Here is a 12,274-nt window from a genome sequence, read left to right as displayed (position 1 = left end):
GGCGCCTTTCATGATTGTGCCTCGCGGATGCGGCGGCGGCGCAGGCCCTCGGTCAGGCCGCGCAGGGTTTCCGACGACATGCTGATGGCGATCAGGATGATCAGCCCCACGATCATGCGGAAGGCAAAGGGCGACACGCCCAGCAGGTTCAGACCGTTCTGCGTTATCGAGACCAGCGCAAGGCCCAGCACCGCACCCAGCAAGGTGCCGCGCCCGCCCCCCAGCCGCGCCCCGCCCAGAACGACGGCGGCCAGAACCTCAAGTTCTCGGCCATAGAGCGCGTTGGGCACAACCTCGCGCGCGTAATGGACCTGCATCAGCCCCGCGATGCCGGCGCAGAGACCCAGCCAGCCATAGGCCAGGTAATGCATCGCGCCCAGATTGATCCCAAGCCGCCGCGCGCCTTCGGGATTGTCGCCCATCGCGAAAAGCTGGCGCCCGAAATTCAGGCGGCGCAGCATGAACCAGGTCGCGGCCAGCATCACGACCATGACCAGAACGGGCAGCGTGATCTCGGCCCAGCCCGAGGCGGTCTCGTGTTCGAACAGGATGATGCGGCGGCTCAGCCAGCCCGGCAGGGCGTAGATCGAGACGCCGCCCGTGAAGAACATCAGCAGGCCGAAGAACAGGTTGAAGGTCGCGATGGTCACGACGATCGAGACCAGGCGGAAATGATGGATCAGCGCCGCGTTGATCGCGCCCAGGCCGAAGCCGATCAGCCCGGCCAGCAGCAGCCCGATGGCCCAGTTGCCACCGCCGATCTGCATCAGGATCGTCACGGCCAGATATTGCACGACCGAGGCCGCCGCCGCGAACGAGATGTCGATCCCGCCCGCGATCAGCACGACAAGAAGCCCCGCCGCGAAGATCAGGTTCACCGCTGAATAATTCAGCAGATCGAACAGGTTGACCAGAGTCAGGAACGTATCGGTGGCCAGCGACAGGCCAAGGCAGATGACTGCGATCACCACCATCAGCCAGCGTTCGGTCGCGCCCACCGCGCGCAGGATCTCAGGCATGGACGGCCTCTTCCAGTTCGGCCAGCGTGCTGCGGGCGGGGATAAATTCCTCGATCAGCCGACCCTCGCGCATGTGCAGGATGCGGTCGGCGTTGAAGAAGACCTCGGGCGCCTCGTCCGAGATCAGCAGGATCGCCAGACCCTGACGCGCCAGCTCGTCCACGATGGCGAAGATGCCCGCCCGCGCGCCGACATCGACGCCGACCGTGGGGCTGTCCAGGATCAGAAGTTTCGGTGCGGTGGCCAGCCATTTGGCCAGAACCACGCGCTGCTGATTGCCTCCGGACAGGGTCGAGACCGCATCCGTGGGTTGTCCGATCTTGACGCGCAGTTGCGTCAGCCAGTCGCGCACCAGCGCGGATTTGCGCGCGGGCGAGATCAGGCCCAGACGGCCCAGAACGCGGTCCAGCACCGTCACCACAGTATTGTCGGCGATGGATTGCGGCTGCACGAGGCCAAGCGACAGCCGGTCCTCGGACATATAGGCGATGCCCATGCGGATCGCGTCGCGGTTATGGCGCATCCGCAGGGGCTGGCCCTGCCACAGGATCGTGCCGGCATCCGGGCGGGTCATGCCGAAGAGGCTCAGCGCCAATTCGGTGCGCCCAGAGCCAAGGCGCCCGGTCAGGCCGACGATCTCGCCCGGGGCGACGGTCAGGTCAATGTCGTGATATTCGCCATGCCGCGTCAGCCCGCGCAGTTCCAGCAGGGGTGCTGCGGGCCGCGCTTCCGGGCGGGGCGCGTAATTGAAGCTGGCCCCGGTCATCAATTCGGTCAGCCGCGCCTGCGTCATGCCCGCCGTCGGATAGGTGCCGACCAGGCGGCCGTCGCGCAGCACGGTGACGCGGGTGCAGATTTCCAGCACCTCCTTCAGGCGGTGCGAGACGAAGACGACCGCGATCCCCTGCGCGCTGAGGCGGTGGACGATGGCGATCAGCGCATCCGTCTCGCGCTGCGACAGGGATGCGGTCGGCTCGTCCATGAAGACCAGCCGTGCCTCGGCCACCAGGGCGCGGGCTATGGCAACAAGCTGGCGGTTGGCGATGGACAGGCGCCCAACGGGCATCGACAGCGGTAGGTCCACGTCCAACCGCGCCAGCACGGCGGCGGCCTCGGCGCGCATGGCCTTGCGGTTCACCAGTCGCGGCCGCGCGCCCAGATTGCGTTCGAATGCGATGTTCTCGGCCACGCTCATCTCGGGGAAAAGCGCCAGATCCTGCCAGATGACCTGGATGCCAAGCGCGCGCGCCTCCGCGGGGGTCAGGCCGCTGATGTCGCGCCCCTCCCACTCCATCACGGCGCCGGGTTCGGGGCGATGGACGCCACTGATCACCTTGATCAGCGTGGACTTGCCGCAGCCATTCTCGCCGGCAAGGCACAGCACCTCGCCGGGGCGGACGTCAAAGGCGATGTCGTCCAGCGCCTGCACGCCGCCAAAGCGCTTCGAGACATGGGCCAGCCGCAAAAGGCTTGCACCCTGCGGATCGGGTTCGGGCATCAGACCCTCCGTCGGACAAGAGAAGGGCGGGACCGGCACGGCCCCGCCCGGTGTGGATCACAGACCCATCGCGGCCAGATCGTCCACGGTGTCGGTGTTGATCTCGACAAGCTGGTCCACGATGATGTTGCGGCCCTCCGGCTCGATCACGCCCAGCCCCTCGATCTCCATGCCTGCCTCGATCGGCTCGTCATTGGCCAGCATCGTGCCAAGCGTCACGAAGACCTCGCCCGCCTGCTTGGGGTTCCACATGTAGCCGCCCGACAGGATGCCGTCATGCATCAGCGTGCGGCCCTGTCCGGGCGAGAACGGCCCCAGAACGACGACCTCGCCGCCCCGGCGGCGTTCCTCGACGGCGCGAGCCGCGCCGATGGGGCCCTGGCTGCCGAAGGCCAGGAAGCCGCGCAGACCCTCATGGGCGCGCATCAGGTCCAGCGCCGTGCGGCGCGAGGCGTCCACGTCCTCGGCCACGCCGAAGCGGTCGCCGACCAGTTCCATCTCGGGGTGGTTCGCCTCGATCCAGGCGATGGCGGCATCGGCCCAGGCATTGTGCAGGGGCACTGTCAGCCCGCCGACAAAGACGGCATATTGCCCCTCGCCGCCCAGCATCTCGGCCAGTTGCTGTCCGTAAGCCTCGCCGAATCCCACCGCCGAGGCCAGTTCGAAATTCCAGTCCACGTTCTGCTGGCCGGGCGATTCATGGGTGACGACCTTGATCCCCGCTGCCTGTGCGCGGGCCAGCACGGGTTCCAGCACATCGGCATCGTTCGGGACCACGCCGATCACATCGACGCCTTGCGCGATCAGATCCTCGATGGCGCGGACCTGAAGTGCGGGGTCGGCGCTGGTCGGCCCGATCATGAAAGCGTTGACGCCCAGTTCCTCGGCGCGTTCGCGGATGCCCGCCTCCATGGCGTTGAACCAGGGAATCCCGCCGATCTTGACCACCACGCCGATAGTGGTCCGGTCGTCGGCCAGCGCGCCCTGCGCCAGCAATCCGCTTGCCGCAACTGCACCCAGAAGGGCGCGCCTCGTCAGTGTCCAGGACGACATTCTTTCCTCCCATGATGTGACGCCGACCTGTCCTCCCCTGTCGGCCAGAGATTTGCTAAATCCTTTTAGCAGGTGACGTCAACAGGAAATCTGTCTATTTCTTTCGGGGGCGACATCAGGGGGACGAATGGCCAGAACAGGACGCAAGCCCACGATTAAGGATCTGGCGCAGGCGGCGGGAACCTCGCCCGCGACGGCTAGCCTGGTGCTGAATGGCGGCTGGAAGGACCATCGCATCAACCCCGATACGGCCGAGCGCGTGCTGCAACTGGCCCAGAGCCTGGGCTATCGGCCCAATCAGCGGGCGCGGGCGCTGCGGCTGAACCGGTCCTCGCTGGCGGGGCTGATCGTGCCGCATCACCGCAACCGGTTCTTTGCCGGACTGACCGAGCATTTCGAGGCCGAATCGCATATGCGCGGCCTGATCCCTCTGGTCGCCAGCACCCAGAGGGATGCGCGGATCGAACAGAAGCTGGCCGATACGATGATCGCGCAAGAGGTCGAGTTTCTGGTCCTGGCCGGAACCGAGGAACCCGCCCGCATCAATGCGCTCTGCCGCGAGGCGGGGATCCGTTGCGTGAACGTGGACCTGCCTGGCGGCTTGGGTTTTTCGGTGGTGACGGACAACCATGGCGGCGCGCGCGACCTGACGCGGCGGTTGATGGGGGGGCTGGCGCCCGAGACCGGGGCGCTGTTTCTGGGCGGTCGGCGCAACGAATACGCGACCGAGGCGCGGATCGACGGCTTTCGCGCAGCCTTGGCCGAATCAGGGCGCGATCCCGATGCATCGGCGATCCATTGTTGCGGCTACAGCCCGCAAGCGGCCTGCGACACGATGGCAGCGATTTTCGCGCGGGGTGGGGAAATCCCCAAGGCCCTGTTGGTGAACTCGATCACCGCTTTCGAGGGCTTTGCGCGCTTCTGGCAGGCGCACGCATCCGACCTGCCGGATCTGCGGGTCGCCTGTTTCGACTGGGATCCTTTTGCGGCCTGCCTGCCCATCGAGACGATCATGCTGCGCCACGATGTCGAGACGCTGATCGCCCGCTGTTTTGCCTGGTTCGACGGCGCCGCCCCGCGTGACGGCGAAATCGAGGTCATCCCGGCAAGGGTTGTCGTGGACGACACGCAACCGGGCGCGACAGTGGCGCTCTATCGCTCTCAACAGACCTGAAAAAGACCGGTGCAGGCTCAGATCGGACAGTAGCCTAACCCTTTGCACGATTTTGCGTGGCGCGACACTTGGCAAAGACGACATTGGGGGCTAGAAGGCGCGTGGAGTGACCCGCCCCCCCGGTCGTCCTGAACCGCCCCTGGTTTACCGAAGAGTTTCTGTTTCAATGATTACGCTGCTTTTTCGTCAGCGTTCAAGGTTGCGTAGAATGCCTCCTCTGCTTCTTGTGGCGTGATATAGCCGATGGCGCTGTGAAGGCGGGTGTTGTTATACCAGTCGACCCATTTCAGGGTTCCCACTCGACCTGGCCGGCCGTTTTCCAAGGTCCGAGGAACTTGATGACCTCGGTCTTGAACATATGGAGCGGACCGTGGCCCCAGATGGGGCCGCGTAAGTCCCGGAATGGATGATGCTCTCGGCGAGTGCATTGCCATGGGAATCTCCGACGCTTCCGACTGATGTGTCGATGCCGGCCTCTGCGAGCCGCTCGGTGTATCGGATCGACAGGTATTGGCTGCCTCGGTCGCTGTGATGGGTCAGCTTGTCCGCCTCAGATGGCGCCCTCTGGCAGATGGCCTAGGGTCAGGACTCATTAATTGGTTTGAGGCCGCCGGGCCTGCGTGATTCAAGCTCCCGGACTGACGGGGGTGATGATGAGCAACCTTGTCTTAAGAAGCGACCGGCTCCTGTGCGATACGGGAGCCGCTCTCCGGCACCTCACACATGCCGGAGAGCGGCGGGGGACGGATCGGAGCAACGGTGGTCTCTTGGACCGGTCAGAAGTTTGATCGCCCCTGCCTTTCGCGTGACCTGGACGGATACATGGGGAAGGCGCGCCCTTGCCCCGCATGACAAGCACAGGGGACGAAAGGCGATGCAGGATACCATCGGGATCGACATTTCCAGGGACACGTTTGACATTCATCGGCTCTCGGATCGCAGGCACGAGCGGTTCGGCAGCGACAAGGCGGGGCTGGCCGCCCTGCGTCGCGGGATCGGCAAGACGCCGGTCCGGATCGTCCACGAGGCGACCGGGCGCTATCATCGCGATCTGGAGGCGGTGCTGAGCGCGGCCGGTCATGATCTGGTCAAGGTCAATCCGACGCGGGCCCGCCGCTTTGCGCAGGCTATCAGCCAGGGCGCCAAGACCGACCGTGTCGATGCCGCCATGCCGGCGCGGACGGGGGCGGTGCCCGAACTGGACGCCAACCCCGTGCGCAGCGAAACCATGCATGAAATCCGCGAGTTGCACATCGCGCGTCTCGCCCTGAACAAGGATCACACCGCTTGCCGCAACCGCCTCCCCGTGGATGCGGACGGTCGTGAGGTCGTAGAAGGCCACAGCCAGATCGCGGTCGACCAGCGGGCGGATCTGGCGGGCAAGGGCGGCTTCGACGGCCTCGCCATGGTCCATCAGCGCGTCCATCGCCCGCAGCAGATGCTGGTGAGTGACGCCCTCGGGCATCGCTGGCATGGCGACGGTGTCCAGCCAGCGCAGACAGCCGAGCTTGCTGGTGGGATCGCACAGGCGGTTGAAGACCATGGCACGTACGAGCGCCTCAGCGTCTATTTCCCTTCGCGAAGACCGCAGTGCGCGCCTCAGCGCCGTGTCGATCCCGAGCTCCCGCCAGAGTTCGTGGAGTGCGAAGACATCACCAAGGCTGCAGCCGGGCTCCTGGATGACCTCGGAGGCGGTGTTCTCGGCGCGCCCCACCGCCCGATTGAGCCCGTTGATCAGCGGATCCAGCCGCTCCGGCGTGAGCTGGTCGAGGCGCCCGAGGTTGGCCACAACGCGCGTGCGCACCTTGCCGGCGTCGTTTCGGAACGACTCGACCAGCTGCAGGTACTGACGGCCTCCGGCCTTGGTGATGCGCGTGTACATTCTGTGGCGGCACTACTGCGCAGGACGCCAGTCATCAGTGCCAGTTCAAAAAAGAAGTGTTTGTGATGACAAAGATGGGCGAAACCGCCGCCTCGCATCAGGCTAACCCCTTGGGAAAACGAAGCCGGAGAAAATCCGGACGCCAGAAACCGCCCCCGAGCTGTCGAAGTTCGGTGTCCTGCGGGCCGCCTCTTACGCAGTTCTGACCCAGCAACGGAGGGACTGGCCTTGCAGACTTGCAGCCCTAGGATTGCCCGCCTGCACGCGGCACGGCACGCAGCCAGACCCCGCCATGCGGGCGCAGCGTCAGGATCATGCGCGGTTCGGGCAGGCGGCCAGGCACGGGATCAAAGCGGAACCGCGACAGCAGGGTGGCCAGGATGATCACGGCCTCTTGCAGGGCGAAGCTTGCACCGATGCAGATGCGCGGCCCCGCGCCAAAGGGCAGGAAGGCATAGCGGTCGGGTGCCGTCAGGAAGCGGTCGGGGTCGAAGGCGTCGGGCCGGTCCCACAGCAGATGATGGCGGTGCAGGGCGTAGATCGGCATCATCACCGTGTCACCAGGACGGACCTCACGTCCGCAGAGCCTGTCATGCGCCTGCGCCGTGCGCGACAGAAAGGCAGCCGGCGGGTAGAGCCGCAGCGTTTCGTTCACGATCCGCAGCGTCAGGGGCAGGGCGCCAAGATCGCCTGCTTCGGCCACCCTCCCGCCCAGGGCGGCGCGGGCCTCGGCGGCGGCGCGTTCCTGCACCTCGGGGTCGTGGGCGCAAAGATAAAGCGCCCAGGCCAGCGTCAGGGCGGTCGTCTCGTGGCCCGCCACGATGAAGGTCAGCAGGTTGTCGCGCAATTCGTCGCGGCTCATCCGGCGGCCCGTTTCAGGGTCTTGCGCGTCCAGCAGCAGGTCCAGAAGGTCGGGCGGCCCCTGATCGCGCGCGGTCCTGGCGCGGGCGGCGATGGCGCGGTCGGCCAGGGCCTTCATGCGCCTGAGCCCCGGCCCCGCGAACAGCCGCCCCGGACGGGGCAGCCATGCCGGCAGCCCCATCACATCCATCAGCGAGATCCGCGCGGTCTGTGCGATATAGCCCTCGATCGCGTGATGCACGGCGTCGCGGTCGAAGACCGCAGCGCCCCCGCCCGAGAAGGTCACGTCCGAGATGACCTCGAAGGTTGCCGCGATCGTCTCGGCGAACAGATCGACCGGTCCCGTCGCGGCGGCCAGCCGGCGGGTCGAGGCCTCGGCGGCGGCGCTCATGACGGGGCCAAGCGCCTCGACATGCCGTTGGGCAAAGGCGGGCGCGGCGGCGCGGCGCTGCCAGCGCCAATGCGCGCCCTCGGCCACGAACATGCTTTCGCCGATGGCAGGATTCAGGATCAGCTTCGTGGTGGTGGATTTCGGGTAATCCTCGACCCGTTCCTTGAGGATCCGGCGCAGCGAGGCCGGGTCCATGACCATGTGCCAGCGCAGCCCGGTCTTGCCCGAGACGATGGGCTGGCGCGTGGCGATGGCGGGGATCAGCTCCAGCAGGTTGCGCCGGGCGGTGGCGACCGTGCCCATGATGCCCAGAGGGCGCACGGCCAGCGGCACCTTGACGGGATCGGGGCGGGGCAGGTCGAACATGGGGCGCGGCTCCTCTGACCCGCAATCTGGGCGCTGCCCCCGGCCGGATCAACCCGCGCGCGCCCCGACCCGATGTCGCAGCCCGCCGGGGCAGGCCGGGCGGTGCACGTTCGGTGCACGCTGCCTCCACGACCCGTGTGCCCGATACCGCAGGAAAAAGGGGGCCGGGCGCGCAAGTCCTCTACCGCGGTGACGACCTTTTGCCAGACGCCTATTCGACCCGCTCGAACCGGTCGAAGACCAGCGAGATGGCGCGGATCGGCCCGCGCGGCTGATCCAGCCGGCCTACATCCAGCACCGCCATGCGGTAGAGGCCGGGCTCCAGCAGGACCGGCCCCAGCCGCGCATCCGTGTTCTCGCCGCCATCGTCATCCATCGCGACCTGCGCACCGTTCGGGCCGAACAGGACCAGCTTGCTGTCCACCCCGGTCGCGCTGCCGAAGGCATCGACGATCAGCACACTCGGGCGCTCGACGGTCAGGGCCAGCCATTGCGCGGTGCCGTCATGCAGCAACACCGTCTCGCGGTCGCGGGTCAGGTCGATCTGCTGCATCGGATAGTCCGACCCGGCGGGAGGCGCCATCTCGCCCCGGCTCCAGGCGGCACGCAGATAGCTGTCGCGGTCCAGAATCTCGGCCGAAACCTCGATCACGCCCTCGCGCGCCGAAAGGGGTGCCACGCCGATGCAATATTCGCCCGCCGCCAGCGGCGTCAGGAAGTCCAGCCGCGAATTCAGACCGTCGGCATCGTCGTTTTCCGCGATCAGGCTGCCGGTGGCATCAAAGAGCTTGAGATAGGGATCCAGCTCGACGCTGGACGCGCGCAGCGTGATCGAACGGGGCGTATCGAGCGCAAAGCGCAGATAAGCGACTTCGGCGCCGGTCTGGCGGCTGACCCGCCCCAAGGTCAGCGCGGCGTCCAGCGGCCCGTCGGTCAGGGCCTCGGCCGCGGTCTCGGGGCGGCAATCGGCGATGGTCAGGTCGGGGGGCGCGGTCAGCAGGGCGGGTTGATCCTCGCGGCTGACCTGAACCGCCGCGCGGATGTCGGGATTGCCGACCGGAACCATCCGCACGCAATAGACGCCGGGTTCCAGCACCGCCTCGATGCGCGAATTCAGCCCGCCCATGGCATCGTCGTTTTCGGCCAGGATGCGGCCTTCGGGGGTGGACAGGACCAGCGAGGGATCGCCGCCGCCGATGGCCTCGGCCTCGATCCGCAGGGCCTGCGCCTCGCCTTCGACGACAAAGGCGTGCCAGTCGCGGCTGCCTTCGGAGGATTCGACCTCGACACGCAGCGGGGTCTGGGCGGTGTTCACCGTGCTGGCGGCGGCGTCTGCGGCGAACCATTGCGCCGGATCGCCCGAACAGGCGACCCCGTCGCCCTGGGCAAGCGCGGGAAGCGCGGACAGAACGGTCAGGCCGGCGGCAAGAGGCAAAAGCACTTTCATGGGAACACCCTGGAGTCACGACACGGCGCAAGGTGGCACCGCCGGACGAGCGCGGCAAGTCGATCTTTGGCCGCAAGACATGCCGATCCGGCTTGACCCGCGCGCGCGCCCGCGCTTGAAGGCAGCAAAGCCATGCCCGCCCCTGTGCGGGCCGGAACCGGAAGGCAGCGTCATGAAGTTCACCCTCTCTTGGCTCAAAGAGCATCTGGACACCACCGCCACCCTGGCCGAAATCGCCGAGGCGCTGACCGATCTGGGCCTGGAGGTCGAGGAGATCGTCGATCCCGCCGCAAAGCTGGGCACGTTCACCCTGGCCCGGATCGAGGACGCCCAGCAGCATCCCGACGCCGACCGCCTGCGGGTCTGCCGCGTGATGACGGACGAGGGCGAAAAGCAGATCGTCTGCGGCGCGCCCAATGCGCGGGCGGGCATCACCGTGGTTCTGGCCAAGCCCGGCGATTATGTGCCCGGCCTGGATACGACGCTTGGCGTAGGCAGGATCCGGGGTGTGGAAAGCCACGGCATGATGGCCAGCGAACGCGAGCTGGAACTGTCCGACGAACATGACGGCATCATCGAACTGCCCTCGGGCGAGGTCGGTCAGCGTTTCGTCGATTGGCTGGCCGAGAACGCGCCCGAGAAGATCGACCCGATGATCCATATCAAGATCACTCCGAACCGCCCCGATGCGCTTGGCGTGCGCGGCATTGCCCGCGATCTGGCCGCGCGCGGACTGGGCGCGTTGAAGCCCGTGCCCGAAGCGCGGATCGAGGGTGCCTTTCCCTGCCCCATCGGCGTGACCATCGACCCCGACATTGCCGCCAAGGCGCCCTTTTTCGCGGGCCGGGTGGTGCGCGGCGTCACGAACGGACCGTCGCCCGACTGGCTGCAGAAGCGGCTGCGCGCGATCGGGCTGCGCCCGATCAATGCGCTGGTGGACATCACGAATTTCTTCACCTTCGACCTGAACCGTCCGCTGCATGTCTTCGATGCGGCCCTGATCAAGGGCAACCTGACGCTCCGCGGCGCGCGCGCGGGCGAGCAACTGGCCGCGCTGGACGGCAAGACCCATGCCCTGCCCGAAGGCGCGGTGGTCATCTGCGACGATAACGGTCCCGAAAGCATCGCGGGCATCATGGGGGGCGCGGCCTCGGGCGCGTCCGAGACCACGACGGATGTGTTCATCGAGGCGGCGTATTTCGACCCGATCAGCACCGCTGCCACCGGCCGGGCGCTGAAGATCAACAGCGATGCGCGCTATCGGTTCGAGCGCGGCATCGACCCTGCCTTTACCCTGCCGGGGCTGGAACTGGCCACGAAGATGGTGCTGGACCTCTGTGGAGGCCAGGCCTCCGGGATCGTGACCGCGGGGGCGCTGCCCGATACAGGCCGCGCCTATCGGCTGGACCCCACGCGCACCGCGCGGCTGGTCGGCATGGACATCCCCGAGGACAGGCAGCGCCGCACGCTGGAGGCGCTTGGCTTCCGGCTGGAGGGCGATATGGCGCATGTGCCATCCTGGCGCCCCGACGTGCTGGGCGAGGCCGATCTGGTCGAGGAAATCGCCCGCATCGCAAGCCTGACCAGGCTTCAGGGCAAGCCCCTGCCGCGTCCGCGCGCGGGTGTGGCCCAGCCTGTGCTGACACCGCTGCAACAGCGCGAAAAGGCGGCGCGCCGGATGGCGGCGTCGCTGGGCTACAACGAATGCGTGACCTACAGCTTCATCGACCACAAGGCGGCGTCGCTGTTCGGCGGTGGCTCGGATGCGGTGAGAATCGAGAACCCGATCAGCAGCGAGATGACGCATCTGCGCCCCGACCTGCTGCCTGGCCTCCTGGCGGCGGCGGCGCGCAATCAGGCGCGCGGCTTTGCCGATCTGGCCCTGTTCGAACTGGGCCCGGTCTTTTCGGGCGGTGAACCGGGCGAGCAATCGCTGCGGCTCAGCGGACTTCTGGTGGGTCAGATCGCGCCGCGTGACCCCTTCGGCAGCCGCCGCAAGGTGGATATCTATGACGCCAAAGCCGATGTCGAGGCGGTGCTGGCGACCATTGGCGCCCCCGCCAAGGCGCAGATCAACCGCAAGCTGGACGCCTGGTGGCATCCGGGCCGGGCGGGCAACATCGCGCTTGGCCCCAACGTGTTGGCCACCTTTGGCGAGGTCCATCCCCGCATCCTGCGCGAGATGGATGTGAAGGGTCCGGCCGTGGCCTTCACGATCCATCTGGCCGCGATCCCCTTCCCCAAGACCCGCACCCCGACCCGGCCCGCGCTGGAACTGTCGGGCTTCCAGGCGGTCGAGCGCGACTTCGCCTTTGTCACCGCCCCCGAGGTCGAGGCGCTGACGCTGGTGAACGCCGCGCTTGGCGCCGACAAGACCCTGATCCGGCAGGTCAGCGTCTTTGACCAGTTTACCGGGCTGGAGGGCGGCGCCAAGTCCATCGGTCTGACCGTGCGGATGCAGGCGGCCGACAAGACCCTGACGGAGGCCGAGATCGAGGCCGTCGCCGCCAAGGTCGTGGAAAAGGTCCACAAGGCCACTGGCGCGACCCTGCGCGGCTGATCGCGGCGGGCCACGCGCACCCG

Annotated in this window: 7 protein-coding genes and 3 pseudogenes; 3 read left to right on the top strand and 7 right to left on the bottom strand. The window is 67.2% G+C overall.

The genetic code is table 11. The annotated features are described in order from the left end of the window. Nucleotides 1-8: 8 nt before the first annotated feature. The 3 genes from KY389_RS05185 to KY389_RS05175 are packed head-to-tail and all read right to left on the bottom strand — an operon-like array spanning nucleotide 9 to nucleotide 3,570. Nucleotides 9-1,019 carry an ABC transporter permease gene (locus KY389_RS05185; protein ID WP_219829783.1) on the bottom strand — a complete coding sequence of 337 codons (1,011 nt, stop codon included), beginning with the start codon at nucleotides 1,017-1,019 and terminating at the stop codon, nucleotides 9-11. Next, entirely contained in the window at nucleotides 1,012-2,517 is a 1,506-nt protein-coding gene (locus KY389_RS05180; RefSeq protein WP_219829782.1) for a sugar ABC transporter ATP-binding protein, read from the bottom strand. Before KY389_RS05180 ends, KY389_RS05185 begins: the two co-directional genes overlap by 8 nt. 57 nt (nucleotides 2,518-2,574) lie before the next feature. Then, nucleotides 2,575-3,570 (bottom strand): substrate-binding domain-containing protein, encoded by a 996-nt coding sequence (locus KY389_RS05175; RefSeq protein ID WP_219829781.1) that lies wholly within the window; start codon nucleotides 3,568-3,570, stop codon nucleotides 2,575-2,577. 127 nt (nucleotides 3,571-3,697) lie between these two features. Here KY389_RS05175 and KY389_RS05170 point away from each other — a divergent pair, with 127 nt between their 5' ends. Beyond that, nucleotides 3,698-4,744, top strand: a complete 1,047-nt coding sequence (locus tag KY389_RS05170) for a LacI family DNA-binding transcriptional regulator (protein WP_219829780.1) — start codon at nucleotides 3,698-3,700, stop codon at nucleotides 4,742-4,744. A gap of 170 nt (nucleotides 4,745-4,914) precedes the next feature. On the opposite strand, the pseudogene KY389_RS15280 reads toward KY389_RS05170, so the two are convergent. Next, nucleotides 4,915-5,284, bottom strand: a pseudogene (locus KY389_RS15280) (integrase core domain-containing protein); the annotation flags it as partial. Nucleotides 5,285-5,618: 334 nt separating this feature from the next. Between KY389_RS15280 and KY389_RS15275 the strand changes: the two are divergent. Beyond that, nucleotides 5,619-5,987 (top strand): annotated as a pseudogene (locus tag KY389_RS15275) (IS110 family transposase); the annotation flags it as partial. Nucleotides 5,988-6,044: 57 nt separating this feature from the next. On the opposite strand, the pseudogene KY389_RS15270 reads toward KY389_RS15275, so the two are convergent. From KY389_RS15270 to KY389_RS05150, 3 genes and pseudogenes are all read right to left on the bottom strand, one after another. Beyond that, nucleotides 6,045-6,626 (bottom strand): annotated as a pseudogene (locus KY389_RS15270) (IS1634 family transposase); the annotation flags it as partial. Between the two features lie 244 nt (nucleotides 6,627-6,870). After that, complete coding sequence (locus KY389_RS05155; RefSeq protein ID WP_219829777.1) at nucleotides 6,871-8,244, bottom strand: cytochrome P450; 1,374 nt, start codon at nucleotides 8,242-8,244, stop codon at nucleotides 6,871-6,873. Nucleotides 8,245-8,455: 211 nt separating this feature from the next. Then, nucleotides 8,456-9,691: a DVUA0089 family protein gene (locus tag KY389_RS05150; RefSeq protein ID WP_219829776.1), complete on the bottom strand. Its 1,236-nt coding sequence runs from the start codon at nucleotides 9,689-9,691 to the stop codon at nucleotides 8,456-8,458. A 172-nt stretch (nucleotides 9,692-9,863) separates the two neighbouring features. On the opposite strand from KY389_RS05150, the gene pheT reads away from it, so the two are divergent. Next, nucleotides 9,864-12,251, top strand: a complete 2,388-nt coding sequence (gene pheT / locus KY389_RS05145; RefSeq protein ID WP_219829775.1) for a phenylalanine--tRNA ligase subunit beta — start codon at nucleotides 9,864-9,866, stop codon at nucleotides 12,249-12,251. The last annotated feature ends 23 nt before the right edge of the window (nucleotides 12,252-12,274 follow it).

The sequence above is a fragment of the Paracoccus bogoriensis genome (assembly GCF_019431455.1).
Taxonomy (GTDB): domain Bacteria; phylum Pseudomonadota; class Alphaproteobacteria; order Rhodobacterales; family Rhodobacteraceae; genus Paracoccus; species Paracoccus bogoriensis.
This window is presented reverse-complemented; position numbering and strand designations above follow the sequence as displayed.